The organism is Streptomyces sp. NPDC088246 (assembly GCF_044741025.1).
In the GTDB taxonomy this organism is placed as follows: Bacteria; Actinomycetota; Actinomycetes; order Streptomycetales; family Streptomycetaceae; genus Streptomyces.
Window position 1 is genome coordinate 1 of the sequence record NZ_JBIURV010000065.1, and the last position, 26,210, is coordinate 26,210.

At 69.3% G+C, this 26,210-nt stretch carries 20 protein-coding genes, 1 tRNA gene and 2 pseudogenes; 11 read left to right on the forward strand and 12 right to left on the reverse strand.

Features of this window, described 5'->3' with window-relative positions; translation table 11 throughout:
• Positions 1–19: 19 nt before the first annotated feature.
• Positions 20–93 (reverse strand) — tRNA-Pro (locus ACIPEK_RS40890).
• A 126-nt stretch (positions 94–219) separates the two neighbouring features.
• Here ACIPEK_RS40890 and ACIPEK_RS40895 point away from each other — a divergent pair.
• From ACIPEK_RS40895 to ACIPEK_RS40915, 5 genes and pseudogenes are all read left to right on the forward strand, one after another.
• Positions 220–921 carry a transketolase gene (locus ACIPEK_RS40895; RefSeq protein WP_402007238.1) on the forward strand — a complete coding sequence of 234 codons (702 nt, stop codon included), beginning with the start codon at positions 220–222 and terminating at the stop codon, positions 919–921.
• A gap of 58 nt (positions 922–979) precedes the next feature.
• Positions 980–1,882, forward strand: coding sequence for a transketolase family protein (locus ACIPEK_RS40900; protein ID WP_402007240.1), 903 nt, complete (start codon positions 980–982; stop codon positions 1,880–1,882).
• A gap of 182 nt (positions 1,883–2,064) precedes the next feature.
• Positions 2,065–3,480, forward strand: a pseudogene (locus ACIPEK_RS40905) (ThuA domain-containing protein); the annotation flags it as partial.
• Positions 3,481–3,535: 55 nt separating this feature from the next.
• On the forward strand, positions 3,536–3,709 hold the full coding sequence (locus ACIPEK_RS40910; RefSeq protein ID WP_402007242.1) for a PKD domain-containing protein: 174 nt from the start codon (positions 3,536–3,538) through the stop codon (positions 3,707–3,709).
• Between the two features lie 14 nt (positions 3,710–3,723).
• The gene (locus ACIPEK_RS40915) at positions 3,724–4,581 is read left to right on the forward strand and encodes a sugar phosphate isomerase/epimerase family protein (protein ID WP_402007244.1); all 858 of its coding nucleotides are present in this window, start codon (positions 3,724–3,726) and stop codon (positions 4,579–4,581) included.
• 67 nt (positions 4,582–4,648) lie between these two features.
• Here the strand turns inward: ACIPEK_RS40915 and ACIPEK_RS40920 are convergent.
• The 4 genes and pseudogenes from ACIPEK_RS40920 to ACIPEK_RS40935 all read right to left on the reverse strand — a co-directional run.
• Positions 4,649–4,903 (reverse strand): annotated as a pseudogene (locus ACIPEK_RS40920) (epimerase); the annotation flags it as partial.
• A 43-nt stretch (positions 4,904–4,946) separates the two neighbouring features.
• Positions 4,947–5,768, reverse strand: a complete 822-nt coding sequence (locus ACIPEK_RS40925; RefSeq protein ID WP_402007246.1) for an ABC transporter ATP-binding protein — start codon at positions 5,766–5,768, stop codon at positions 4,947–4,949.
• Positions 5,765–6,781: an ABC transporter substrate-binding protein gene (locus ACIPEK_RS40930; RefSeq protein ID WP_402007248.1), complete on the reverse strand. Its 1,017-nt coding sequence runs from the start codon at positions 6,779–6,781 to the stop codon at positions 5,765–5,767. The genes ACIPEK_RS40925 and ACIPEK_RS40930 overlap by 4 nt, the downstream gene beginning before the upstream one ends.
• 38 nt (positions 6,782–6,819) lie before the next feature.
• Positions 6,820–7,683 carry an ABC transporter permease gene (locus tag ACIPEK_RS40935; RefSeq protein WP_402007250.1) on the reverse strand — a complete coding sequence of 288 codons (864 nt, stop codon included), beginning with the start codon at positions 7,681–7,683 and terminating at the stop codon, positions 6,820–6,822.
• Between the two features lie 246 nt (positions 7,684–7,929).
• Here ACIPEK_RS40935 and ACIPEK_RS40940 point away from each other — a divergent pair, with 246 nt between their 5' ends.
• Positions 7,930–8,952, forward strand: coding sequence for a LacI family DNA-binding transcriptional regulator (locus tag ACIPEK_RS40940; RefSeq protein WP_402007252.1), 1,023 nt, complete (start codon positions 7,930–7,932; stop codon positions 8,950–8,952).
• 64 nt (positions 8,953–9,016) lie between these two features.
• On the opposite strand, the gene ACIPEK_RS40945 is transcribed toward ACIPEK_RS40940, so the two are convergent.
• From ACIPEK_RS40945 to ACIPEK_RS40965, 5 genes are all read right to left on the reverse strand, one after another.
• Positions 9,017–11,233 carry a right-handed parallel beta-helix repeat-containing protein gene (locus ACIPEK_RS40945; protein ID WP_402007254.1) on the reverse strand — a complete coding sequence of 739 codons (2,217 nt, stop codon included), beginning with the start codon at positions 11,231–11,233 and terminating at the stop codon, positions 9,017–9,019.
• Positions 11,230–12,696 carry a M1 family metallopeptidase gene (locus ACIPEK_RS40950; protein WP_402007256.1) on the reverse strand — a complete coding sequence of 489 codons (1,467 nt, stop codon included), beginning with the start codon at positions 12,694–12,696 and terminating at the stop codon, positions 11,230–11,232. The genes ACIPEK_RS40945 and ACIPEK_RS40950 overlap by 4 nt, the downstream gene beginning before the upstream one ends.
• Positions 12,693–14,366 (reverse strand): extracellular solute-binding protein, encoded by a 1,674-nt coding sequence (locus tag ACIPEK_RS40955; RefSeq protein WP_402007258.1) that lies wholly within the window; start codon positions 14,364–14,366, stop codon positions 12,693–12,695. Before ACIPEK_RS40955 ends, ACIPEK_RS40950 begins: the two co-directional genes overlap by 4 nt.
• A 51-nt stretch (positions 14,367–14,417) precedes the next feature.
• A complete protein-coding gene (locus ACIPEK_RS40960; RefSeq protein WP_383072258.1) occupies positions 14,418–15,278 on the reverse strand; it encodes a carbohydrate ABC transporter permease in 861 nt (286 codons plus the stop codon).
• A gap of 82 nt (positions 15,279–15,360) precedes the next feature.
• The gene (locus ACIPEK_RS40965) at positions 15,361–16,374 is read right to left on the reverse strand and encodes an ABC transporter permease (RefSeq protein WP_402007261.1); all 1,014 of its coding nucleotides are present in this window, start codon (positions 16,372–16,374) and stop codon (positions 15,361–15,363) included.
• A 339-nt stretch (positions 16,375–16,713) separates the two neighbouring features.
• On the opposite strand from ACIPEK_RS40965, the gene ACIPEK_RS40970 reads away from it, so the two are divergent.
• The 5 genes from ACIPEK_RS40970 (at position 16,714) to ACIPEK_RS40990 (ending at position 24,810) form a co-directional block, all read left to right on the forward strand.
• Positions 16,714–17,700, forward strand: coding sequence for a hydroxyacid dehydrogenase (locus ACIPEK_RS40970; protein WP_402007263.1), 987 nt, complete (start codon positions 16,714–16,716; stop codon positions 17,698–17,700).
• Between the two features lie 62 nt (positions 17,701–17,762).
• Positions 17,763–18,857 (forward strand): LacI family DNA-binding transcriptional regulator, encoded by a 1,095-nt coding sequence (locus tag ACIPEK_RS40975; protein ID WP_402007281.1) that lies wholly within the window; start codon positions 17,763–17,765, stop codon positions 18,855–18,857.
• Between the two features lie 163 nt (positions 18,858–19,020).
• On the forward strand, positions 19,021–20,406 hold the full coding sequence (locus tag ACIPEK_RS40980; protein WP_402007283.1) for a M60 family metallopeptidase: 1,386 nt from the start codon (positions 19,021–19,023) through the stop codon (positions 20,404–20,406).
• A gap of 22 nt (positions 20,407–20,428) precedes the next feature.
• Complete coding sequence (locus ACIPEK_RS40985) at positions 20,429–22,861, forward strand: polysaccharide lyase 8 family protein (RefSeq protein ID WP_402007265.1); 2,433 nt, start codon at positions 20,429–20,431, stop codon at positions 22,859–22,861.
• Between the two features lie 38 nt (positions 22,862–22,899).
• Positions 22,900–24,810: a DUF2264 domain-containing protein gene (locus ACIPEK_RS40990; protein WP_402007267.1), complete on the forward strand. Its 1,911-nt coding sequence runs from the start codon at positions 22,900–22,902 to the stop codon at positions 24,808–24,810.
• Positions 24,811–24,856: 46 nt separating this feature from the next.
• On the opposite strand, the gene ACIPEK_RS40995 is transcribed toward ACIPEK_RS40990, so the two are convergent.
• Positions 24,857–25,444, reverse strand: coding sequence for a GAF domain-containing protein (locus tag ACIPEK_RS40995; protein WP_402007269.1), 588 nt, complete (start codon positions 25,442–25,444; stop codon positions 24,857–24,859).
• The gene (locus ACIPEK_RS41000) at positions 25,441–26,013 is read right to left on the reverse strand and encodes an ATP/GTP-binding protein (RefSeq protein ID WP_383072255.1); all 573 of its coding nucleotides are present in this window, start codon (positions 26,011–26,013) and stop codon (positions 25,441–25,443) included. Before ACIPEK_RS41000 ends, ACIPEK_RS40995 begins: the two co-directional genes overlap by 4 nt.
• Between the last annotated feature and the right edge of the window lie 197 nt (positions 26,014–26,210).

Genomic DNA, 26,210 nt, shown 5'->3' on the forward strand with positions numbered 1-26,210 from the left:
CGACCTGCGAAAACACAAGTCGGGACGACAGGATTTGAACCTGCGACCCCTTGACCCCCAGTCAAGTGCGCTACCAAGCTGCGCCACGTCCCGATACCCGCCTGACCTGGGGTTTCCCCTGGCCGAACGCGCATGAGAACAATACCGCACTTCGATGGGTGGTCACGAACGCCTTTCCCGGCTTGACCTCAACCGAACTTGATGTTCAACGCTGGGTCCATGGCGAACACAACTGCTGCGCCCACGGGCGACCACCGCGACATGAACCGGCTGATGAGCCTGATGACGGGGGACGAGAAGCACGGCCCCGCCGCGACCTCCACGCTGGATGCCCTCTGGGTGCTGTACGACCGCGTGCTGCGGGTGACGCCCGGCACCGCCGACGCGCCCGACCGCGACCGTTTCCTGCTGTCGAAGGGGCACGGTCCGATGGCGTACTACGCGGTCCTGGCCGCGCACGGCTTCTTCGGCGAGGAACTGCTCTCCGGGTTCGGGGCGTACGACTCGCCGCTCGGGCATCACCCGGACCGGACGCTGGCGCCGGGGATCGAGATCGGCAGCGGGTCACTGGGGCACGGGCTGCCACTGGCCGTGGGGAGCGTGCTCGGTCTACGGGCGCAGGGGCTGACCGACCCGAGGGTGTGGGTGCTGATCGGGGACGCCGAGCTGGACGAGGGCAGCAATCACGAGGCCCTCGCCTACGCGGGTCCGGCCGGGCTGGAACAGCTGCACACCGTGGTGATCGACAACGCGTCGGCGTCCTACGGCCGGCCCGGCGGCATCGCGGCCCGGTTCGAGGCTGCGGGCTGGTCGGTCGACTCCGTCGACGGACGCGACCACGAGGCGTTGTACGCGGCCTTCACGGCGCCACACCCTGGGCGGCCGCGGGCCGTGGTCGCGCGCGTCGACCCCAAGAGCTGAACGCACCGGGCGAAAACCGAAGAGACAGAAGCAACGAAACCGGAGAGGGACACTTCACATGGACACGATGCGTGACCGCTTCATCTCGACCACCTCACAGCTGCTGGACGAGGACCCCCGCCTCGCGCTGGTGCTGGCCGAGATCAGCCGGGACGGCTTCGACCGGGCCGCGCGGGCCCATCCGGACCGGGTCATCAATGTGGGTATCAGGGAACAGCTGCTGATCGGGACGGGCGCCGGGATGGCGCTCACCGGCCTGCGACCGATCGTGCACACCTTCGCCAGCTTTCTGGTCGAGCGGCCGTTCGAGCAGGTCAAGCTGGACTTCGGCCATCAGGGAGTGGGCGGGGTGCTGGTGAGTGCCGGAGGCTCGTACGACTGGCCGGCCGGCGGCTTCACCCACATGTCACCGGGCGATGTCGCTCTCATGGACACCCTCGACGGGTGGACGGTGCACGTCCCGGGCCACCCCGACGAGGCCGAGGAGCTGCTGCGGCAGGCTGCGGCCGGGGACGGCCGGGTGTACGTACGGCTGTCGCTGCAGTCCAACGACCGGGCGCGGCGGGTCGGCGCGGGGACCGGGTTCACCACGGTGCGGGAAGGGGAGAGCGGGGTGGTGATCGCGGTCGGGCCGATGCTCGACAATGTCCTCGCGGCGACCGACGGCCTCGATGCGACCGTGCTGTACGCGACGACGGTGCGCCCCTTCGACGGGGCCGGGCTGCGGCGGGCGGCCGGTGATCACAGGGCAGCCGATGTGGTGATCGTCGAGCCGTATCTGGCAGGCACGTCCACGGCCGCGGCCAATGACGCGCTCGCCGAGCTGCCGCACCGCGTGCTGGGCCTCGGGGTGGGGCGGGCCGAGCTGCGCAAGTACGGGGAAATGGACGAGCACCTCGCCGCCCATGGCCTGGATCCGCGAGGGCTGCGGGAGCGGATCGGCGGGTTCCTCCGCCGATGACCGGGGCGGTGGCCCTCGTGCCGGGGCAACCGCTCTCCCCCAACCTGCGTCAGAAGCCCCGAAGTCACAGCGTGCGCTCCCGGCCCATTGACCCCATCAAGACCTGAACCTACTCTGAACGATGCACTTCAGAAAGCGCTTTCTAAATCCCGCAGCCGGCATCTACCGCACAGGGAGCGCCCATGAGTCATCGCCCGTTACGAGGTCGCCGCTTTCCTTCGCCGCTCATCGCCGTCACCACGCTCCTGGCGTTGGTCGTCGGTTTTCTGGTGGCCTCGCCGCCCCGGGCCCACGCGGCTTCCTTCCGGGTCCTGGTCTACTCCGAGGTCACCAACTTCCATCACGACTCGATTCCCGCCGGGATCGAAGCGATCAAGAAGCTCGGCGCCGAGAACGGCTTCGAGGTCGAGGCGACCGACGACTCCGCCGTCTTCAATGACACCGATCTCGCCCGCTTCCAGGCGGTCGTGTTCAACAACACCAACTCCACACCGGAGACAGGTGACTTGCTGAACGCCGACGAGCGGGCGGCCCTGCGGAAGTACATCCGAGCGGGAGGCGGCTGGGTCGGTCTGCATGCCGCGTCCGCCAGTGAGCGCGACTGGGACTGGTACGAGGGTCTTGCCGGTGCCATCTTCGACCAGCACCCTGCCGTGCAGACCGGCCGGGTCAAGGTCCTCGATCACGCGCACCCCTCCACCAAGGGCCTTCCGGACCTCTGGGAGCGTACGGAGGAGTGGTACAACTGGCGCACCAATCCCACCTCCAAGGTGCATACCCTCGCGCAGATCAAGGTGCGCGACGGCATCACCGGGCTCGACGAGGGCGTGGACCATCCGTGGTCCTGGTGCCAGAACTACGACGGCGGCCGCTCCTGGTTCACCGCAGGCGGGCACGCGTCCTCGGCGTTCCAGGAGGAAGGCTTCGTCCAGCACCTTCTCGGCGGTATCGAATGGGCCGCGGGTGCGAAGCCCGGTGACTGCACGGCGACGCGGACCGGTTCGTTCCAGCGGACCGCGCTGGCCACCAGCGACCTCGCCGACCCCTTCGAACTGGCCGTCGCCCCCGACCGCCGGGTGTTCTTCGCCCAGCGCACCGGGAAGCTGAAGGTCATCGACCAGCAGACGATGAAGGTGTCGACTGCGCTGGACTTCGCGTACACACCGGAGATGACCAGTCAGTCCGACGGACTGCTCGGCCTCGCCCTCGACCCGGGCTTCGCCACGAACAACTGGCTCTATCTCCTGCACTCCGACAAGACCGAGAAGCAGCTCGATCTCTCCCGGTTCACCGTCACCGGAAATTCGGTCGATCCCGCGTCGGAGAAGCGGCTGCTGACCATTGCGACCTGGCGGGGCGAGGGCCGGGCCAATTCCCACATGGCCGGTTCGCTCGCCTTCGACAAGGCCGGCAATCTGTACGCGGCGACCGGGGACAACACCGATCCGTTCGCCTCGGACGGCTTCAACCCGATCGACGAGGGCGCAGGCCGGCGCGCCTGGGACGCCCAGGGCACGGCGGGCAATACGAACGATCTGCGCGGCAAGATTCTGCGCATCACACCCAGGGACGACGGTACGTACACCGTTCCCGCCGGCCCCGGCGACGGGCACCGCACCGCTCGCCGTGGCACTGAGCAGTGTGGTGGAGCCGGTGGCCGGGCGCACGATCGCCTCGTACCACTGGGACTTCGGCGACAGCACCGAAGCGGAGGGTGCGACTGCCACGCACACCTATGACCGGAAGGGTGCGTACACCGCGCATCTGACGGTCACCGACGACAAGGGCGACACCAGCACCGGTTTTGTACGCATCGACGTGAGTTGAGAGGGGAGACCCGCATGGACCGCACACGACGCACCTTCCTCGGCACGGCCGTGGGCATGGCCGCAGCCGCAGGGATCGGCACCGGCCCCGCGTCCGCCACCGAGGCCCGCCGCTGCCGGCGCATCCCGCCGTCCGGGATCGGCATGCACCTCTACACCATGCGTACGCCGTTGGCGACGGACTTCAGGGGCACCCTTGAGCGGCTGGCGCAGATCGGCTATGCCACGGTCGGGGTGAGCGGCCGGCACGGCCACAGCGCGGCCGACATCCGGCGGATACTCGACGAGAGCCGGCTGCGGGCCGTCCTCGAACATGTCGGCTACGACATCGTGAAGGGGGCCGGACTCCCCCAGGCACTGGAGGACATCCACACCCTGGGCGGCAAGTGGATCGTCGTGCCCAGCCTGCCGGGTTCGCTGCACAGTCCGGCCGGATACCGCGAAGTGGCCAAGGAGTTCAACCGGGTGGGGCTCGCCGCGCGCGAGTCCGGGCTGAAGCTGCTGTACCACAATCACGGGACGGATCATCAGGTGGTGGACGGCGTCAGCCTCTACGACATCCTGCTCACCGAAACCGACCCGGAACTGGTCGGTTTCGAGCTGGATCTGTACTGGGCGGCCACCGGCGGCGCCTCGGCGCCCGGGGAGCTCTTCGTACGGCATCCGCGACGCTTCCCGGCACTCCATGTGAAGGACATGGCGCCGAACGGGGACTTCGCGGACGTCGGCTCGGGGGTGCTGGACTTCCCGGCGATGTTCGACACGGCGCGGCAGGGCGGTGTGAAGCAGTGGCTGGTGGAGCACGACGCGCCGGCTGATCCGTTCGCCTCTGCGCTCGCGAGCTATACGTATCTTTCCCGGCTGCGCTTCTGAGACTGAGCGGGCAGGCACACGGAGCGGCCCCGGGTTGCGCGTACCGCAGCCCGGGGCCGCTGCGCATTCAGCGGGCTGCGAGCAGCTCCCCGTACCAGTCGAGCGTCGAATCCACCGTGGCGGAAAGGGGATTGGGGACGAGGCCGTACGCCTTCTCGATCGCCGAGGAGTCGACGATCTGCGCCTTCGTGTGCTGGTAGAACATCTCGGCGTACTCGGCCATGAAGACCTCGTCGAAGGGGCCGAACGGACGCGGTTCGTCGACGACTTTGATGTTCAGGGGGCGGGCGGTGCGTTCCTCGATCAACGCGAAGATCTGTCGGACGGGCTCGGTCCTCAAGCCCGTCCGGCAGCCGAGGACACCGTCACTCGTGCGCGGAAGCCGCACCCAGCAGGTCGCGGATGTGGGCGGCCGCGTCCCGGAACTCCGGGCGGCCCAGCGTCTCGCCGTACTCCCGTTCCGCGTCCAGCCCCACCTCGATGATCTCGGAGATCGTGCCGGGACGCGGGCTCATCACCACCACGCGGTCGGCCAGGTAGACGGCCTCCGAGATGGAGTGGGTGACCAGCAGGACGGTGGTTCGGGTCTCCCGCCAGATGCGGTTCAGCTCCATGTTCATCTGCTCGCGGGTGAGCGCGTCGAGCGCGCCGAACGGCTCGTCCATCAAGAGCACCGGGGGTTCGTGGAGCAGCGCCCGGCACAACGCCACACGCTGCTGCATTCCGCCGGACAGCTCATGCGGATACGCGTCCTCGAAGCCGGCCAGGCCCGTCATCCGGATCAGCTCGTCGGTCCGGCCGCGCGCCTGCGCCGGAGGCATCTTCCGGATCTCGGCCTGGAGCAGGATGTTGCGGCGCGCCGAGCGCCACTCCAGGAGGGCCGCGCGCTGGAACACGTAGCCGATGTCGTGCCGCACCCCGTCGACCTGCTCGCCGCCCAGCCGGACCTCGCCCGAGGACGGCTTCAGCAATCCGGCGACCAGCTTGAGCAGGGTCGACTTGCCGCATCCGGACGGTCCGACGATCGCCACGAACTCACCGGGCGCCACATCGAGCGATACCTCGCGCAACGCGGTGACATCGCGCTTCCTGCTGCGGAACCGGACCGCCACATCGGACAGTCCGACCGCCGCCGCGGCGGGAACCGGTGCCTCGGTCCGCGTCGTGTGCTGCTTCGGCATCCTCATCCCTTCAGCGCCGTCTTCTCGTCCCAGTAGTCCGCGACGGCCTTCGGCTTGCTGACCATGCCCGCCTCGGCGAAGACGTCGATGGTCTGCTGCCAGTCGGCCTGGTTGTTCACTCCGGGCGCCTTCCCCTCGGTCGACGAGGTGTGCAGCAGAGTGAGCGTCGTCTTGAACTGCTCGGCCAGGACCGTGGTCGGCGGCAGCTGCTCCGAGGCTCCGTCCATCGCCACGACCGCCGGCCCGGGGGCCTTTTCGGCGGCCGCCCACGACTCGCTGACCGCCTTCACCATGCGTCCGGCGAGTTCGGACTTCGTGGCGAGGATCTTCTGTCCGGCGAGCAGACCGTTGGAGTAGAAGTTCAGCCCGTTCTCGGAGAAACGCAGATACGAGACCTGCTTCTTGGCCTTCTCCTGCATGGTGGGGCCCTGGTCGCTGGCATAGCCGAGGAGTCCGTCGGTCTTCCCGGAGATCACCGCGGCGATCTTGCCCGCCGGGTCGGTGTTCTGGACCTTGACGTCCGACGCGTCGAGGTTGTTCTTCTTCAGGAAGATCGGGAAGGTCTTGGAGAGCGCGTCACCGGCGGTCCCCGCAATGGTCTTTCCCTTGAGATCCGCAGGCGACTCGATGCCCTCGGTATCGAAGGACTGCACCGACGCCGGGGTGGTCTGGAGGAAGACTCCGAGGCTCTTCACCTTCACGCCCTGGTCGACGCCCGCGAGCAGTGCCGGGGTGTCGGCCCAGCCGAAGTCGGTCTGGCCCGCGGCAGTGGCCTGCACCGTCTTCTGCGAGCCCTGGCCCGCCTGGATCTTCAGGTCGATGCCGTGCTTCTCGAAGATCTTCTGCTGCTTGCCGTAGTAGAACGGCGCGTGTTCGCCGTACGGATACCAGTTGAGCGTCAGCGTGACCTTGTCCAGCTTCTTGCCCGAGTCGCTCGTGGTGGTCGACGCGCCGTTGCCGCAGGCCGTGGCCATCAGGACGAGGGGTACGACACCGATCAGGAGTCTGCGCGCATGCATGGGCTGGCCCTTCTCGCGACGAAGTCGGTACGACGGAGTCAGTACGTGGTGGTGGCGGAGGCGTCCCGGCGGCTGGCGTGCCACGGGAGCAGCAGCATTTCGGCGATCTCCACGGCGACGAAGAGCACGACGCCGATGAGTGACATCACGAGCAGCCCGGCGAAGAGCATCGGGGTGTCGAGGTTGCCGTTGGCCTGGAGGATCACATAGCCCAGGCCCTCGTTGGCGCCGACGAACTCGCCGACGACCGCGCCGGTGACCGCCAGGGTGACCGCGACCTTGAGCCCGGAGAAGAGATGCGGGAGCGAGGCCGGAAAGCGGATCTTGAGGAAGGTCTGCCAGGGCCCCGCGCCCATGGTCGCCGACAGCTGGAGCATCTCCGGGTCGACCGCCTTGAGGCCGGTGACCATGGAGATCACGACGGGGAAGAAAGCTATGAGCACGGCGATGAGGATCTTCGGCTCGATACCGAAGCCGAGCCAGACGACGAACAGCGGCGCGATCGCGATCTTCGGTACGACCTGGGCGAACAGCAGAATGGGATAGAGCGTGCGCTCGACGGTCGAGGAGTACACCATGACGACTGCCGCCAGTACTCCGACGGCCACGGCGATCAGGAAGCCGAGCAGCGTTTCGTATGTGGTCACCCAGGTGTGCTGCCAGAGATATCCGGCCTTGCCGGTAAGGACATCGAGGGTCGCCCCGGGTGACGGTACGAGATACGGCTTCACCAGCTCCGCCGCCGAGATCACCCACCAGACGGCGAAACAGGCCAGCAGCAGGGCGACGGGCCGCCAGCTCTGCTCGGCCGCTCGCGCGAACCGCTCCCCCGCCGAGGGTCCGGCCCGCCGAACAACTCCCTCCGTCTCAGGGGGACTTTTGGTCAACGCGCTCTGGCTCACTGTGAACTCCCTGCGCTTCGGGTGCAGTTGTGGAGAGCTGTGCGATCCTGCGATGACGAGAAGGCGCTTTCAGAAAGCGCTTTCTGGTAAGGTTTTCGCCACGCTAATGACTGCCTGCACGCACGGTCAATAGGTCGTCGACAAGTTTCGGGGCCTTCCACCACCGCGCCCTTGGGGGTCGAGTTGAGTGAACGGGGAACACCGCACCACCCGGAGCCGCGCGGCGGCCTTCCCACAGCGGCGCATGTGACGCTCGACGCCGTGGCCCGGGAGGCCGGGGTATCACCCGCCACCGCCTCGCGCGCCCTCAACGGCACGACCCGGGTACGCGACGATCTGCGAGAGCGGGTACGGGCGGCGGCGGACCGGCTCGATTACATCCCCAACGCCCACGCGCAGGCACTCGCGAATTCGACCAACAACCGTACGGTGGGTGTCATCTGTCATGACGTCAGTGATCCGTACTTCGCCGCAGTGTCGAGTGGCGTGATGCGGGCCGCGGCCGAACAGGATCTGCTGGTGATGCTGGCCTCCACCTTCCGGGAACCCGCCCGGGAGATCGCCTACGTCTCGATGCTGCGGGCTCAGCGCGCCCGGGCGATCCTGCTCATCGGCTCCGGCTTCCAGGACCGGGCGTGGGAGCGGGCCCTGGATGCCGAACTGGAGCCTTACATACGGGGCGGGGGGCGAGTGGCCGTCGTCAGCAGGCACCGCAGCCTTCGGGTCGACACCGTGCAGCCGGAGAACCGGGCGGGGGCGGCCGCGCTCGCCCGGACGCTGGTGGGGCTCGGGCACCGCACGTTCGCGGTGCTCACCGGCCCGCCCGCGCTGACCAGTGTCTCCGACCGGCTCACCGGCTTCCGGGAAGGGCTCGCGGAGTCGGGATTCGGGCTCGACCGGGTCGTGGAGGGCGCGTTCACTCGCGACGGCGGGTATGCGGCGGCCCGGCGGTTGCTGGCCTGCGGCCGGCCGCGGCCGACCTGCGTGTTCGCGGTCACCGATGTGATGGCGGTCGGTGCGCTCGCCGCGCTGCGGGAGGAGGGGCTGCGGGTGCCGGAGGATGTCTCGCTCGCCGGGTTCGACGACATTCCGTTGGTACGGGAGTTGTCGCCGGCGCTCACCACGGTGGCGCTGCCGCTGACCTCGATGGGCGAGGACGTGATCGCGCTGGCGCTGCGGGAGCCGTCCGCGGGGCGGCGGGCCCGGGTGGTGCGGGTGGCGGGAGAGGTGGTGGTGCGGGCGAGCACGGGAACGCCGCCGGTCGGGTGACCGGCGGCGTTCGGGTGCCGAGGTGCCCTCCATCGTGATGCGCCCGGCGACGGAGGGCGGACCACTACGGGTGGACGAGCACCTGGGAGAGTGCCACGCGTCCCGTGCCGGAGGTCACGATCTTCACCGTGCGGGTGCGGCTGCCGAGGTTCAGGACCGTCGGGCGCAGCGCCTTCCCGCTGACGTGGACCGTCGCGTCGTCGGTGACGACATCGAAGTCGGCTGTCGTGGAAGAGGAGTTGTTCCAGATCTCGATCTGACGGATGCGCTGTTCGCTGCCCAGGTCGACCTGCCACCAGGCGCCCGCCTCGGACAGCGTGCGGGTGTCCGTGTTGGTGTCGGCATCCAGTGCGAGCGCCGCGGCCGCCGTGCCGTCGGTGGAGGACTGGGTCGCGGTGCCGGTACGGGCCAGGTCGGTCCGCAGCTGCTCGACGGGGCCGCCGTGGGCGCCTGCCCCGGCTGCGACGGCGAGGGCTTCGGCCGGCAGTCGGTCCAGGCCGGTGAGGTTGTCCGTCATGACCGAGCCGTTGCCGGCGAGTGCCGGCGCCGCCGTGTCGGTCCAGTTGCCCCGGGCGGTGTTCTGGATGCCGTAATCCGCCCAGTTCGAGACCCACTTGTAGCCGATGCGGGTGATGACGTTCTTCTCGACGACGATGTGCGAGGACTGTTCGTCGAGGTAGATGCCGTTGCCGTCGCGCTCGGTGTTGCCGAAGGCGGAGCGGTTGATGTAGTTGCCGGAGACGACCGTGCCCGGCTGCGCGCCCTGGGTGTAGATCGCGCCGCCGTCGTGCTGCGCCTGGGCGACTTCCATGACATCGGTGATGCGGTTGTCGGTCACCTTGTTGTCGCGCAGCAGTGACTTCTGGGCCTCGGGCTGGTTCCATCCCCAGCCGACCGAGATCCCGGAGTACGGAAGATGGTCCAGGCTGTTGTGGTCGACGGTCAGCTCGGCCTCGTAACCGGCCCAGATGCCCACCGAGTCGGTGTACTCGACGCCGGAGCGGGTGATGGTGTTGTACGCGATCGTGTTCCGCTCCCCCGCGAGCGCCGCCCCGGGCATCGGCTCGGTGTCGCCCACGTACACCGCGCCCGAGGACAGATCGGTGAAGGACGAGCGGGTCAGGGAGCTGTCCCTGGTGCCCGCTTCGAGGATGGCGCCCGCGCCGCCGAGCCGGCTGAACCGGGCGTTCTCGATGCTGATGTGCTGTCCGCCGCGGACGGTGACCGCGGCGGACGGCTTGGTGTAGAAGCGGCCCGCATGGTCGACGGGGCCGGTGGCTCCGGTCAGGGTGAGACCGGCCTGCATGCCCGCGTAGCCCTCGTCGGTGTCCGGCTGGCGGTACGCCGCGTAGGCGAATCCGATTCCGCTGACGGTGAGGTCGTGGGCACCGTCGGCGACGAGCAGCTGCTCGGTGTGCGGGGTGACGACCTGCGCGCGGCGCATGTTCTCGCCCTTGCGCGGCAGGTACGTGACGGTGCGGTTCTGCGAATTCCACACGAACTCGCCCGGCTGGTCGAGGAGTTCGAGGGCATTCTCGAAGAAGGCGACGCCGCTGTAGCGGGTCGAGTCGACCGCGGTGGAGTCCCAGGCGGGTCCGGTGCGGTTGGTGCCGCTCGCCGAGTTGGTCCAGCAGGGCTGGGCGAACGTCATGAGGTCGCCGCTGACGCCGGTGATCCGGCAGTGGTAGTTGCGCCAGCGGACCCGGATGACGGCTTCGGCGTCGGTGGGGCGCTGCCACCGGTCGATCCCGGTGGCGACGGCACCGGTCATCCCGGTCCTGGTGGCGTCGCAGGTGCTCGCCGCGCAGGCCGCGCCCCGGGCGCGGGTGGCGCGCCTGCCGTCGACGAAGAGCTGGCGGGGGGTGACACCGGCCGGGACGTCGGCGGTCCAGGTGCCGTCGGCGTTCTGCCGCCAGCCGGTGATGTCCTGTCCGCCGGAGAGGACGGGGCGGGCGCCGGGGGCCGCGGCCCAGGTGACCGTGCGGCCGTCCTTCCCGGAGTCGGCGGCGCCGAGCTTCAGGGGTTCGTCGCGCTTGTACGTACCGTTCTTCAGGAGTACGCGGACGTCGCGGCCGGTCTCGGTGCGGGCCTGGTCGCGGGCGCCTTCCGGGGTACAGGGGCGGGCGACCGTACAGGAGGTGCCGTGTCCGTCCGGGGCCGCGTACAGGGTGCGGGGGCCGGGTGCGGCCTGGGCGGTCGGGGCGGCGAGGAGCGCGGCCAGGAAGGCGGCGGTGGCGGCAGCGGCGGTTCCTCGTACGACGTTCAGGGAGCGGCGGTTCACGCGGAGGCCTTCCAGTCGGGGTGGCCGGGCATGGACGGGTTCACGGCTCCGAAGAGCCAGTCGCGCAGGAACGGGTCGAGGGATTTGTCGCCGGTGACGTCGACCGTGTGCCGGATGAAGGCCTCGCTGGTGTAGGTGGAGTCCTTGAAGCGGTTGACCCACTCACGCATGACCCGGTCGAACTGCCGCTGACCGATCTGAAGGCTGAGGGCGTACAGGACGAGTGCGCCACCGTCATAGATATTGGTGCCGCCGAGCGCCTTCGGAAGTCCGGGCGGGCCGTCGGTGGCGCGGATGGCATCGAGCTTCGCGTACGTGGCCTTCATCTTGTCCTCGAAGACCGACCAGCCGCGCTCCTCGCCGTACAGGCCGGCGTAGTACACGGCGGGGCCCTCGTTGAGCCAGGCCTGCTGCCAGTCGTTCGGCGTGACGGAGTCGCCGAACCACTGGTGGACGAGCTCGTGGACCATGGTGGTCTCGTAGCCGGGCTGCCCGTTGGCGTTGAGCTTGAACCAGTTGGTGGAGAACAGGGAGAGGGTCTGGTTCTCCAGGGCGTCGGTGTAGCCGTCGTAGATGTGGACGCCGTAGACGGAGAACGGGTAGCGGCCGAACTTCGCCTCCAGCCAGGCCAGATGGTCTGCGGTACGGGCGACGATCGGACCGTACTTGTCTTCCTGTCCCTGCGGGACGATGTGCCGCAGCGGCAGTCCGCGGTGGCTGGTGCCGTACAGATAGGTGCCCTTGACGACGGCGATGCCGATGAGTTCGGTCGCCATGCGCTCGCGCAGGGCGAAGTGCCAGACGGTGGAGCCGTCGGCACGCGGGGTCTTGTGGAGCAGTTCGCCGTTGGCGGCGGCGACATAGCCCTGCGGTGCGCTGATGTGGAAGGTCCACGTCGCCTTGTCGGACGGAGTGTCGTTGCAGGGCAGGAAGGTGTCGGCGCGGGAGGACTGGACGGCGGAGGCGAAGCCGCCGTCGGTGCCGAACTTCCAGCCGGTCAGCCCGAGTCGGGGCGCCTTGCCGTTGCCCCGGTAACGCACCTCGACGGTGAACGCCTGTCCGTTGTGGAGCGGTCGGGCGGGGGTGATGGTGAACTCCTGGCCGCTCTTGCCGGGCGAGAGCTCCCAGCCGGCGGGGCGGCCGGCGACGGTGACGGAGTCGATGGTGTGGCCGTCGGTGTCCAGGTTGAAGGCGGAGAGGTCCTGGGTGGCCTTGGCGTTGATCTTCACCACGGCGGTGAAGTCGTAGGTCACCGGGGTGAAGTCGAAAGTGAGGTCGTAGTGGACGACCTGGTAGCCGCCATTGCCGAGGGTCGGGAAGAGCGGGTCGCCGACGCCGTCGGAGCCGGGCTTCGGGTCGAAGCCGTGCGGCTGTGCGATGGCGGTCGAGCCGAGTGCGGGTACGGCGACGGCCGCGGCCACCGCCGCGCCGCCGAGTCTGAGGGCTGTGCGTCGCGTCGTCACTTCTTCCCCTTCTGGAAGGCGTCCTCGAATTCGCCGCGGGCCTGCTCGGCGCCCTTGGCCAGGTAGTCCTTGACGAGCTGGTCGTAGGCGGACATCGGCTTGCGGCCCGCGATGATGTCCTTGAGCGCGTCCTGCCTGAACGTGTAGAGGCTGCCGGTGCCCTTGGAGTCCCAGGTGGGCGAGGAGTACCGGAGCGTCGGGTCCTGCTCCATGATCGGGATCATCTTGGTGAAGGCGTCGTGGACGTGGCGGACGCCCTGTTCCGAGTCGGCGCTGAAGATGGCGGGGACGGCGGAGGCCATGAACTTCCACGGCACGGTGACGTCCTGGGTGCCCTGCTTGGTGAGCGCCGGGTTGCCCTTGGCGTCACGGGTGAAGTCCTTGCCTTCGACGCCGTAGTTGATGAGCGTGTACTCCTGGCTGCCGAACGGGGAGGCAGCGAAGTCGGCGAGGGCCAGGATCTCCTTGACCCGGCCCCCGGACGCCTTCTTGATGTGGGTGTTCTGGAGCGCGACGTTGTCCATCCAGGAGACGGCGGCGGAGCCGAACGGCACGAAGGGCCTCGGGTCGTACTTCGTGTCGATCGCCTTCATCGCGGCGATGTAGCCGACGCCGGGTGCCAGATAGGTGGGCATGCCGTCGTACACGTACGCGCCCTTGCCGTTCTTGAACATGTCCGTGTACTGGGCCTTCTGCGCCCCGGACATCTGGAGGGTGCCCGGGTAGAAACAGCCGGCCTTGTACAGCTCGCGCGCGGTCTCCACGGCCTGGCGGTACTCCGGGGTCTCCAGGTCGGTGGTGAACTTGCCCGTCTTCTCGTCCAGCCGCCAGAAGTAGGGCGCGCCCGCCGACATGGCGAGTACGTTGGTGGCGCCCGCGATGATCGCGTACTGGTCCTTCTTGGGCCGGGTCAGTTCCTTGCAGAGCTCGACGAACCGGTCGAGGCCGGTGATCTGGTCGAGGCTCGTGACGCCGGCCTCTTCGAAGAGGTCGTGGCGGTAGAAGCCGGCGCCGCCGGTGCCGGTGCGGGCGATCGGGATGCCGTACAGCTTTCCGCCGAAGATCGCGGCCTGCCAGGCGCCCTTCGGGATCGCGGCCAGGTTCGGGAAGTCCTTGACCTTGTCCCCCGCGAGATACGGGGTCAGATCCGCGCACTTGGCCTGGAGGAAGGCCGCCTTGTTGTCGACGCCCCCGACCTCGGGATACATGAAGAGATCGGGCAGGCTGTCGCTCGCGACCATGGTGGAGAACTTGGTGCCGTAGTCGTCGGCGGGGACGGCCGTGATGTTCACCTGGGCGCCGAGGAGCTTCTCGATCTCCTGCCAGGCGGCGTTCTTGCCGCGGGCGGGCGGCGGTGGGGCGAAGGTCTCCATCGTCGCCCTGATCGGTTCGGCGCCCTTGAGCGGGTTGCTCTTCGTGGCCCGCAGCGGCTTGGCCGGGTAGCTGAAGTAACCCTGCGGAACACCGGCGGCGGTGCCCGCCAGGTCGGGCTTGAGGCCGATGTTGCGGATCGCGGTGTCCGGGAGCAGCGAGGCGCTCTTGGCCTCCGCCTTCGCGGTCGTGCCGCCGTCGCCGCAGGCGGCGAGCAGCGGGGCGGCGGCCAGTGAGAGGCCGACGCCCGCACCCATGCGGAACAGTGCTCTGCGGTTGATGGGGGTGGAGCTCGACACCTGAATCTCCTTGGGAGAGGGGACGGAAGGAGTGGGGGGCGGTGGCTGCGCTCAGCCCTTGACGGCGCCTGTGAGCACGCCCTTGGTGAAGTAGCGCTGGAGGAACGGATAGACACAGAGGATCGGTACGACGGCGATCACCAGAACCGCCATCTGTACGGCCTGCTGCGGGGCGAGGACCTCGCCGGCCGAGGCGGCGTTCAGGCTCTGGCCCTGGAGGACGTAGGTGCGCAGCACCATCGGCAGCGGCCATTTGTCCGAGTCGTTGAGGTACAGGAGCGCGTTGAAGAAGGCGTTCCAGTACGTCACCGCGTAGAAGAGACTGATCACGGCGAGGACGGCCTTGGACAGCGGCAGGACGATCCGCACCAGGATGCGGAAGTCTCCGGCGCCGTCGACCTTCGCGGCGTCGTACAGCTCCTCCGGCAGGTTCATGAAGAAGGACCGCAGCACGACGAGGTTGAAGGCGCTGACCAGGGTGGGCATGACGAGGGCCGCGTAGGTGTCGTACAGGCCGAGTCCCTTGACCAGCAGGAAGTTCGGGATGATGCCCGCGTTGAAGAGCATCGTGAACAGGGCCGTCATCAGGATGAACCGGGATCCCGTGACATCGCGGCGGGAGAGTCCGTACGCCATGCCGACGGTGACGAGCAGGCTGGCGAGGGTACCGAAGACGGTGATGCCGACGGAGACGATCAGCGCCCGGGTGACGACTCCGCCGGTGAAGATGGTGCGGTAGGCGTCCAGGGTGGGGTGGTCCGGCCACAGGACGAGGCCCGAGCTCTTGATGATGTCGGTCTGCGAGGCGAAGCTCGTGCCGATGACGCCGGCCAGCGGGTAGGCGACGGCGAGCACGACCACGACGATGGCGATCGCCTTGGCGGTCTGCCCGATGCGGGTCGGCCGCTCCATCCACGGGGGCCGGCCGTCGGACTTCCGGGCGGTGGCGGGCCGGTGCGCCGGTGTGGTGGATTCCGATGTGGCGCGCGTCTTCTCAGCGGTCAGCACCGCGGTACACCCCTTCGTGGCCGAGTCGGTGGGCGAACTTGTTCGCGCCCAGGACGAGTGCGGTGCCGATGACCGCCTTGACGAGTCCGACGGCGGCGGCGACGCCCCAGTCGTTGTCCTTGATGCCGTGGTAGTAGACGTAGGTGTCGAGGACCTCACCGGCGTCCGGGCCGACCGCGTCGCGCTGGAGCAGGATCTGTTCGAAGCCGACGGAGAGGATCTGCCCGAGGTTGAGGATCAGCAGCAGGATGAGTACGGGGGCGATGCCCGGCAGGGTCACGTGCCAGAGGCGGCGTCGCGGGCCCGCGCCGTCGATCGCGGCGGCCTCGTACTGCTGCCTGTCGATGTTCAGCAGCGCGGCGAGGATGATGATCGTGCCCCAGCCGGCGTCCTTCCAGGCCACCTGGAGGGTCAGGAGCCAGGGGAAGGCGTCGGGGTCGCTCATCATGTCGTAGCGCGGCAGCCCCATACCGCCGAGTACGTCGGGCAGGAGCCCGGCGCCGCCCAGGATCTGCTGGAAGATCGAGACGATGATGACCCAGCCGATGAAGTGCGGCAGATAGACGACGCTCTGCACGAAGCGCCTGATGCGGTCGCTGGCGATGCTGTTGAGCAGCAGGGCCAGGGCGACCGGGATCGGAAAGAAGAACACCAGCTGGACGAGGGCGATCTCCAGGGTGTTGAACGTCGCGGACCAGAAGGCCGGCTCACCGAACGCCGCGGAGAAGTTGGCGAACCCCACCCAGACGCTGTGCATGTAGCCGAGATACGGCTGGTAGTCCTGGAACGCCACCACATAGCCGAGCAGCGGTACGTAGTGGAAGACGACAAAATACAGCAGGCCGGGCAGGGTGAGCAGCAGCATCACCCGGTCCCGCTTGATCCGCTGCCAGAGCGTCAGCCTGTGCGGTGCGACAACGGCCTGGGCAGCGGGCGGGGAGGGTATTTCAGCCTTCTGCCGCCGCTTCTCCCGCGGCAACGGGGGTGCTGTTTCAGCCATGGTGCGTCCTGTTCGGCTGGGTGGCGCATGGTGAGCCTTCTGGGGCCGCAAGTTAGTAAGCGGTTAACCCAAGCGTCAAGCGATCCGGGCAAATGTCGTTGAGACGCGGCGTCTTCACCATCAAAACCAGCCCAATGAATCAACAAAAATACGTCCCAAGTGGACAGTTGGGGCGGCCACGAGCTTGACGGTCGCCCATCGCGCTCCTTAGCGTTCCGGTCATTCCATAGAACGCGATTACTATCCGGAGGCAGGGTGCGAACCACCGAAGAGGCACCGGCTCATTCCGGTAGCGATGCTGCGGCACCGCCCCCGCGACGGCCGCGCACGGTCCTGGCCATGAGCCCCGGACTGCTCGACGACGTCTTTCCGCCACCGGTGCGGGCCCGTCTCGAGGAGACCGCCGACCTCCTCAACCCGTCCGTGATCAGCGAGTTCGACTCCCCGGACGCCTCCGCGGCGCTGAATGCGGCGGAGGTCCTGCTCACCGGTTGGGGCTGCCCGCCCGTCGACGCCGCGCTGCTGGACCGGACACCCGCGCTGCGCGCCGTGATCCATGCGGCCGGCACGGTGAAAACGTTTCTGTCCCCGGCCGCGTTCGACCGCGGGATCGTCGTCTCCTCGGCCGCCGCCGCCAATGCCGTACCGGTCGCCGAGTTCACCCTGGCGGCGATCATCATGGGCGCCAAACGAGTCTTTCCGCTGGCCGGGCTCTACCGCACCCGGCGCACCCACCGCACCGGCGCCGACCTCGACCGCCAGCACTGGCTCGGCACGCACGGCCTGACCATCGGCATCGTCGGGGCATCCCGGATCGGCCGCCGGGTCATCGAACTGCTCCGGGTCCTCGATGCCGAGATACTGCTGTACGACCCGTATGTCAGTGCGGCCGAGGCGGAACTGCTCGGTGTCACCCCGACCGACCTGGACACGCTGGTGGCGACCAGCGACGTGGTGAGCGTCCACGCCCCCGACACGCCGGAGACCCGCGGGATCATCGACGCCAGGCGGATCGGCCTGATGCGGCCCGGCACGCTGCTCGTCAACACGGCCCGCGGCCCCCTGGTGGACACCGAGGCACTGACCGGGCACCTGGTCAGCGGGCGGCTGGACGCCGTCCTCGATGTGACGTCGCCCGAGCCGCTGCCGGACGGCCACCCGCTCTGGGACCTGCCGAACGTCTTCCTCACCCCGCATCTCGCCGGCGCCCAGGGCAACGAGGTGGGACGGCTCGGTGCGCTCGCAGTGGACGAACTGGCGCGGTACGCGCAGGGCACACCGTTCGACCACCCGGTGAACCGGGCCGACCTGGGGAGGATCGCATGAGCTCCGTCCCGGCACAGGCTCTAGGCTCGGCGTCACACAACAGCCACCAGGGGGTGAGCCGGATGCGCCGGCAGAGCACAGCCGCGGACGGACAACGGCGCGCGACGGTCACCGATGTCGCGCGGCGCGCGGGCGTCTCGACGGCCACGGTCTCCCGCGTACTGAACCGCAACTACCCGGTCGCCGAGGCGACCCGGGAGCGTGTCGAGTCCGCGATGCGCGAGCTCGGCTATGTCGTCAACGCCCATGCCCGCGCTCTGGCCGGCGTCTCCAACCGCACCGTAGGCATCATCGTCAACGAGGTCATCGACCCGTTCTACGCGTACATCGCGCGCGGCGTGGAGCGGGAGGCGGCACTCGGCGGACGGCTCTGCCTGGTCTGCTGCACCCAGGGCGACCCGCAGCGCGAGCTGGCCTTCATCGATCTGATGCATGAGCGCAGGGCGGACGCGGTGGTCGTGGTCGGCGGCTCCCTCGCGGACCGCGGCTACACCACCGAGCTGGCCCGCAGGGCGCGCGAGCTGGACGCGGGCGGATCGAAGCTGGTGCTGTGCGGCCGGTCGCCGCTGGGCGAGCAGGCCCCGACCGTCGCGGTCGAGTACGACAACGAGGGCGGCGCCTTCGCCATCACCGACCATCTGCTGATGCAGGGGCACGAACGGATCCTCTACCTCGGCGGCCCGCCCAAGCTCTCCACCACCCGCGACCGGCTGGCCGGGCACCAGCGGGCCCTTGAGCTGCGCGGCATCGCCCCGGACCCCGAGCTGGTCCAGCCCGGCGCCTTCAGCCGTAACTTCGGGTACCGGAGGATGACCGAACTCCTGCGGGACGGGCCGGACTTCACCGCGGTCTTCGCCGCCAACGACATGGTGGCGGCGGGCGCGGCGCAGGCCCTGGAGGAGGCCGGGGTCCGGGTGCCGAAGGACGTGTCCCTGGTGGGGTACGACGACATTCCGGTGGCCCAGGAGCTGCGGCCGCGGCTGACCACCGTCCACATTCCGCTGGAGGAGATGGGGCGCCAGGCGGTACGACTGGCCGTCACCGGCGGGGACGAGGACGACTGGCGCGAGCCGACCACGGGTGCGCTGCGCCTCGGCACCCACATCGTGGTACGCGATTCCGTTGCGCCACGACCCGGCCGGTCCACCCGAATGTGACCGGTTACTTCCCCCCTGTCCACAGTTGGCCATAGAAAATCACAGTAACTTCCCGACTCCCCTTGCGGCTCGATAGCAACCGCTTACATGCTGGCGCCGAGTAGCACCCGTTCCGCACGCCTCCGCCCCTCACTCATTTCTGCAGGGAGAGTTCCGCATGCGTATGCCCACAGACTCCGCCGGCCCCTCCACCGCCCCTTCCTCCGCCGCCTCCCTCGTCGGCCGGCGTTCCGTTCTCGCCGCCGCGGCCGGAGCCGGAGCGGCGATCGCCCTGGGCACCGGCACGGCCCGGGCCACTACGGCCGACGCCTCCGTTTCGCGAGGGGCCCGCCCGGTCCACCTGACCGTGACCGCCCGGCCCGCCGCCGAGGCCGAGCGGCTGCGGCTCGGACAGGCCCTGCACGGCTCGGAGTTCCAGCCCACCGGCCTGTACGTCCCGGCCGGCACGCCCCTCTCCCTCACCGTCCAGCCGCACGACGACCTGCTGCCCACCCTCTGGATCGGCGCCTGGGACTACTACGGCGAGATCACCGAGCCCCGCAGCTATCCGCTGACCGCCGGTGCGAACACCGTGACGGACCCGCACGGCGGCCCGGTCTACCTCACCATGACGGGCCGTGGCGAGCGGGCCGGTGTGCTGGTCCGCTCCGGCTCCGTCCCCATGCCCGTCTTCGCCCTGGGCCGCACCTCGGAGGCCGACTACCGGCAGCAGCTGGACACGCTCACCGCATCGCCGTACGTCGAACTCCACGCGCCTCACACGATCATGACGCTCACCCGCGAGGGCGCGCTGCTGTACCGCGACGAGGACCATGCCGCACTGCTCGGACTGGTCGAGACGATCATCGACTCGCACGCCCGGATCAGCGGCCTCGACGGTTCGAAGCCGGTGCACCGGCGCAAGGCGGGTCCGTACCACTTCACCGAGGTCAGCAAGGTCCCGACCGGCGTCGGTGCCTACGCCACGCACGGCTACAACGGCTTCCCGCGGGCCTACCTCGACCGGGCCACGACCGTCGAGGGGCTGCGGACCCGCGGCTGGGGGCTCTACCACGAACTCGGCCACCTCCACCAGCAGATGGCGTACAAGCCGGGCGGTCTTACCGAGGTCACGGTCAACATCTATTCGCTGGCCGCGCAGCGCACCCTGCAGCAGCCGTCCAACCTGCTCACGGTCGACGCGACGACCGGGCTCACCTACTTCCAGTCCGCACAGCGCAAGTTCGGCACGGCCGGGCTGACGTACGAAAAGTCCTTCGGCGCCTACGAGAAGCTCGTCCCGATGCGCCAGTTGGAGCTCGCCTTCGGTGACGACTTCTGGCCCCGGCTGCACAAGCTGGTGCGCGAGGAGAACCCCCAGTCGGACTACACGGAGAACGACAAGCGCTACCGGGCCCTCGCCACCTACTCCAGCCGCGTGGCCGGCTACGACCTCACGGACTTCTTCGTGAACACCTGGGCGTTCCCGATCGACGCCACCGGCAAGGCCGAGCTGGCCGCGCTGAACCTGCCGAAGCCCTCCGTCGACCCGTCCACGCTGTCGGACTGACCACCGGCGACAAGGAGCCACTGTGAACCTCAGCAGAAGAACCCTTCTGGCGGCGAGCAGCGCCACGGCCGTCACAGCCGCGACGACGCTCATGACGTCGGCCGGCGCCGCGCACGCGCGGCCCATCGCGGCCGCATCCGCCGAAGCCGCGGTGACCGCCGACTTCGACACCCTCCTCCGGCGGGCCGAAACGCTGCTCACCGGCGGCGAGTTCGACCCGGCCGACACCGACTTCACAGCGGCGCTCGCCGCCCTGTCCACCACGGCCAAGGGGCTCTGGGACGCCCTCGACCGCGCCGCCGGACGGACCGCGCTCTGGCCCGACCTCGCACCGCTCACCGACCCGGGCAACTTCGGTCAGAGCTACACCCGGCTGCGCACGATCGCGGTCGCCTGGGCGACCGAGGGCACCTCCCTCGCCGGGAGCACGGAGGTGGCGGACGCCCTCGTGGCCGCGCTGCGCTTCACGTACGACACCGCGTACAACCCGGCCAAGCGCGAGACCGGCAACTGGTGGTTCTGGGAGATCGGCGCCCCGCGTGCCTTGATGGACTGCTCCGTCATCCTCCGCGACCGGCTTCCCGCAGCCGATCTGACGGACTATCTGTCGGTCGTCGACCGGTTCTGCCCGGACGCGGACCGTCGTACCAACTCCCCGTCGCTCGCGGAGACCGGCGCGAACCGCACCGACAAGGCAGTCGTCGTGGCGCTGCGCGGACTGCTGGGGCAGGACGCCGGCAAGCTCGTCTCCGCCCGTGACGCGCTCTCCGATGTGCGTGACTCGGGCCGCAACAGCCTTTTCCGTTACACGAGTTCGGGTGACGGCTTCTACGAGGACGGCTCGTTCGTCCAGCACGACGTGGTCGCGTACACCGGTTCGTACGGCGTAGTGCTGCTGGGCGGCACGGCCTATCTGCTGGCACTGCTGGCGGGCTCCGAGTGGGCGGTCGCCGACCCGGAGGTGTCGGTGATGTACGAAGCCGTCGAGCGGACCTTCGCCCCGGTGATCTTCGACGGGCTGATGATGGACTCGGTGCGCGGCCGGGCGATCTCCCGGGAACGCGCCGGGGACCACCGCGACGGTGCGACGGCCGTCGCCGCGATCCTGCTCCTCGCGGCCGGCGCACCCGCCGAGTACGCGGGGCGCTGGCGCGCGCTGGTCAAGGGCTGGCTGACCCGTAATCGCACCACTGCCTTCACTGCTCTCGCGACGCTTCCCCAGCTCACCCTGGCGAAAGCTGTCCTGAACGACCGGACCGTGAAGGCCGGGGCTCGTACGACCGGCAGCTTCGTCTTCGCCGACATGGACCGCGTCGTGCACCGCCGTCCCGGCTGGGCCTGCGCGCTGTCGCTCTCGTCGAAGCGGATCTCGGCCTACGAGGCGGGCAACGGCGAGAATCTGCACGGCTGGTACACCGGCGACGGCATGACGTATCTGTACGACGGCGACGACCTGGGGCAGTTCAACGACGGCTTCTGGCCCACCGTCGATCCGTACCGGCTCCCCGGCACCACGGTCGACACCCGGCAGCGGACCGATCTCGGCACGGGCGCCGGTACGTCCACGTACCGTCCGACGAACGCCGTCGCCGGCGGGGCCGTGCTGGACGGCCGGTACGGGGCGGCCGCGATGGAGGTGATCGGCGCCCAGGGCACCACCCTGCGGGCGAAGAAATCCTGGTTCCTGCTGGACAACGCGGTGATCTCGCTCGGCTCGGGCATCACCGCGAGCGACGGCCGACCGGTGGAGACGATCGTCGAGAACCGCAACCTCGGCACGGACGGCAGCAACCGGCTGCTGGTCGACGGCATCCGTCAGCCCGCCGAGCAGGGCTGGGCCCAGGACTTCGGCCGAGCACGTTGGGCGCACATCGACGGCGTGGGCGGCTATGTCTTCCCCGAAGACACCGCCCTGCATGCCCTGCGAGAGCAGCGCACCGGCACCTGGCGGGCCATCGACACCGGGGCGGACACGGGCGGCAGCACCGATCCCGTCACCCGCCGCTATCTCACGCTCCGGGTCGATCACGGCATCTCCCCCACCGACGCCCGGTACGCCTATGTGCTGCTGCCCGGAGCATCGGCGGCGGCGACCTCGGCCTGGTCGCACTCCCGGCCGGTCCGGATCGTCGCCAACGACGCCACCGCACAGGCCGTGGAGGTGCGCCGGGCGGGACTGACCGCGGTGAACTTCTGGGGCGCCGGGACCGCGGCCGGGATCACGGCCTCCGGTCCGGCGTCGGTGCTCGTGCAGCGCCGGGGCGGACACATCTCCGTCGCGGTCGCCGACCCTGGCCGGACGCTCACCACGCTCTCGGTCGAGCTGCCGTTCCACGTACGGTCGGTGGTGGACACCGATGACACGGTGAGCCTCGTACCGGGCCGCAGGCCCGTACTCACCGTCGCCGTCGGCGGCTCGCGCGGCCACACCCACCGAGCCGAACTCATCCAGTAATCCACCCCTTCGCACCCCTTCCGAGGAGCAGCACCACCATGTCCGTCGCACCGCATCTGCAACTGCCGCCGCCCGACCGGATCCTGTCCTCCCGTACCGGCTGGACCCGGGCCCACTGGGAGGCGACGGCCGACCGGATGCTGGACGCGCTGGTGCCGTACGCGACACCCGGCTTCGCGCAGTACCGGCTGCCGGGCCGCAACAGCTGGTCGGGGGTCGTCTCGGACGGTCTCGAGGGATTCGCCCGGTCGTTCCTGCTCGCCGCCTGCCGGATCGCGGGTGCGGGCGGGGCGGTCGGCCCCGCATTGATCGAGCGGTACACGGCGGGCCTGGCCGCGGGCACGGACCCCGGGAGCGGTGAGTCCTGGCCGCGGCTGACGGACTGTTCGCAGCAGATGGTGGAGGCGGCGTCGGTCGCGGTCGCACTGCACGAGACCCGGCCGTGGATCTGGGACCGGCTGGACGCCCAGGTCCAGCAGCGGGTCGTCGACTGGTTCTCCGGGTTCGTCGGCGGGCGTACCTGGGACAACAACTGGCGGCTCTTCCAGGTGGTGTCCGAGCAGTTCCTCGCCTCGGTCGGCGCCCCGTACAGCCGCTCCGACATCGAGAGCAATCTGGACAGGATCGAGGACTGGTACGTCGGTGACGGCTGGTACACCGACGGCGACGGCCGGAACTTCGACTACTACATCGGCTGGGCCATGCATCTGTACCCGCTGCTGTGGGCGCGGATCGCGGGCGCCGACGACGGGGGCAGGACCGAGGTCTACCGGCAGCGGCTCAGCCGGTTCCTGGAGGACTACCCGCACTTCTTCGGCTCCGACGGCGCGCCGGTCCACCAGGGCCGTTCACTGACGTACCGGTTCGCCGCTCTCGCACCGGTGTGGATGGGGGCTCTGGCCGGCTGCACCCCGCTCGCGCCGGGGCTCACTCGCCGGCTCGCCTCGGGCACGATGCGGCACTTCGCGGAGCGCGGTGTGCCGGACGACCGGGGGCTGCTGACGCTCGGCTGGTACGACACGTTCCTGCCGAGCACCCAGCCGTACTCCGGTCCGGCCTCGCCGTACTGGGCGAGCAAGGGCTTCCTCGGGCTGCTGCTCCCGGCGGACCATCCGGTGTGGACGGCACGGGAACTCCCGCTGCCCATCGAGGAGTCCGACCAGTACACCGCGCTGCCCGCACCCGGCTGGCTGCTGCACGGCACCCGCGACGACGGCATCGTGCGGCTGATCAATCACGGCAGCGACCACAATCCGCCGTACGACGAGGCGGCCGATCCGTCCGAGGGTGCGGACGATCCGCACTACGCGAAGTTCGCCTACTCGACGGCGGCGGCCCCCGAAGCCGCCCCGCACGCCGTGACACGCTCCATCGATGGTCATCTGGCACTCGTCGCCCCGGACGGCACCCCGTCGCTGCGACGCCGGATCCATCCGCTGCGCTGCGAGGACCGCGTTGCCGCTTCCTGGTACGCGGCCCGGCTGCCCGGTGACGATCAGCCGTACCGGATCGAGACGACGAGTGTGCTGCACGGCGCGTGGGAGATCCGGGTGCACCGGGTCGAAGCGCCCGAGGGTGCGGTGGTGCGGGAGGGCGGTCACGCGGTCGCTCATACGGAGAGCCCGTTCGCCCTGTCGGGTCCCGACTGGGCGCTCGCCCGTACGGCCGACGGTCTGAGCAGCGCCCTGATCGCGCTGTACGGCTGGGACGGTGGCGCTGAAGGGGCCGCTGTGGCGCGTGACGTCCAGTCCAATGCGTACGGACCGCGTTCCGCGATCCCGTATCTGCGCAGCCGACCGCACCCGGGCGGGCAAAGCATCCATGTATCGCTGGTCGCCCTCTCCCGGGACACCGTTCATCCGGAGGCGCTGCGCGACTCGGTGCGGGTACGAGCGGGTGCGGACTCGGTGGCGCTGACGTTCCTGGACGGAACGACGGTCGAGGTCTGATCGCGGCCGGATTCCGTTCCCGGACCGAGCCGCCGGGCCCGCCCGGTCAGATCCCGATGCTGTTGTCCTCCCGCCGATGGAGGTGGCCGACGAGTTCCTGTGCCAGGGACTTGATCGTGTCGAGCCCTGCCCTGCCCCACGGGCGGGGCACGGTGTCGACCGCGCAGACGGCTCCCAGGGCGATGCCCGTGCGATCGATGAGGGGCGCACCGAGGTAGGAGCGGATGCCTATTTCGTCGACCACGGCGTTTCCGGCGAATCGTGGGTAGTCGCAGACGTCTTCCAGGACGAGCGCCTTGCGCCGTACGACGACATGAGGGCAGTAGCCGCGGTCGAGGGCCACATACCGGCCCCCGCGGCCGCTGCCCGCGGCCGTTGCGCCCAGGTCAAAGCCCTTGAGCGTGCCGGTCGGGGTGTGCAGTCCGGCATGGAACTGCCTGTTCCCGTCGATGAAGTTGACCATCGAGAAGGGCACTTGGGTCACTTCGGCCACCCGGTCGGCGAAGGCGTCGAAGTTGTCGAACGAGGCATCGGCACGTTCTCCGAGGCCAAGGGTCCGTAGCCGCTGGGTACGCACGAGGGCATCGCGGTCGACAGGTGTGAGCAGCATCCGGCCGTCGGCATGTCGGGTCACGGGTGGGCTCCGAAGCCGGACAACGGGGCCGGGGCGGAGGTGGCGTTGATCAGGTGCTGGACCAGTGTGACCAGTGTCCCGGTGCCGGAGCTGGCGATCCGGGCGTCGCAGAGCACGACCGGCACGTCCGGCCCCAGGTCGAGCGCGGCCCGTACCTCCTCGGGCGCGTAGCGGTAGGCGCCGTCGAACTCGTTCACCGCGACGATGAATCCGATGCCGCGCCGCTCGAAGAAGTCGACGGCGGCAAAGCACTCCGCGAGCCTGCGGGTGTCCGCGATCACGACCGCCCCCAGCGCCCCCTGGGAGAGCTCGTCCCACATGAACCAGAAGCGTTCCTGGCCGGGGGTGCCGAACAGATAGAGCACGTGCTGCTCGTCGAGCGTGATGCGGCCGAAGTCCATCGCCACGGTGGTGGAGGTCTTGGACTCGATGCCGTCGAGACTGTCGGTGGCGGCGCTGACCTGGGTCAGCAGCTCTTCCGTGCTCAGCGGTGCGATTTCGCTGACCGCGCCCACGAAGGTCGTCTTTCCGACGCCGAACCCGCCTGCCACCAGCACTTTGAGCGCCACGGGAAAGCCTTCGGAGCCACCGGAGTCATAGGCTCCACCGGTTACGGCGGCTCCACCGGAGTCATAGGCTCCACCAGTTCCGGCAGCTCCACCGGAGTCATAGGCTCCACCAGTTCCGGCAGCTCCACCGGAGTCATAGGCTCCACCAGTTCCGGCAGCTCCACCGGAGTCATAGGCTCCACCAGTTCCGGCAGCTC

Excerpts from the sequence above, each read along its gene's own strand:
- ACIPEK_RS40970 (WP_402007263.1), top strand. The coding sequence starts at position 16,714 with ATGAGCCCCGGACTGCTCGACGACGTCTTTCCGCCACCGGTGCGGGCC.
- ACIPEK_RS40965 (WP_402007261.1), bottom strand. The coding sequence starts at position 16,374 with ATGGCTGAAACAGCACCCCCGTTGCCGCGGGAGAAGCGGCGGCAGAAG.
- ACIPEK_RS40990 (WP_402007267.1), top strand. The coding sequence starts at position 22,900 with ATGTCCGTCGCACCGCATCTGCAACTGCCGCCGCCCGACCGGATCCTG.
- ACIPEK_RS40930 (WP_402007248.1), bottom strand. The coding sequence starts at position 6,781 with ATGCATGCGCGCAGACTCCTGATCGGTGTCGTACCCCTCGTCCTGATG.
- ACIPEK_RS40895 (WP_402007238.1), top strand. The coding sequence starts at position 220 with ATGGCGAACACAACTGCTGCGCCCACGGGCGACCACCGCGACATGAAC.
- ACIPEK_RS40980 (WP_402007283.1), top strand. The coding sequence starts at position 19,021 with ATGCCCACAGACTCCGCCGGCCCCTCCACCGCCCCTTCCTCCGCCGCC.
- ACIPEK_RS40925 (WP_402007246.1), bottom strand. The coding sequence starts at position 5,768 with ATGAGGATGCCGAAGCAGCACACGACGCGGACCGAGGCACCGGTTCCC.
- ACIPEK_RS40960 (WP_383072258.1), bottom strand. The coding sequence starts at position 15,278 with ATGGAGCGGCCGACCCGCATCGGGCAGACCGCCAAGGCGATCGCCATC.
- ACIPEK_RS40900 (WP_402007240.1), top strand. The coding sequence starts at position 980 with ATGGACACGATGCGTGACCGCTTCATCTCGACCACCTCACAGCTGCTG.
- ACIPEK_RS40975 (WP_402007281.1), top strand. The coding sequence starts at position 17,763 with ATGCGCCGGCAGAGCACAGCCGCGGACGGACAACGGCGCGCGACGGTC.
- ACIPEK_RS40915 (WP_402007244.1), top strand. The coding sequence starts at position 3,724 with ATGGACCGCACACGACGCACCTTCCTCGGCACGGCCGTGGGCATGGCC.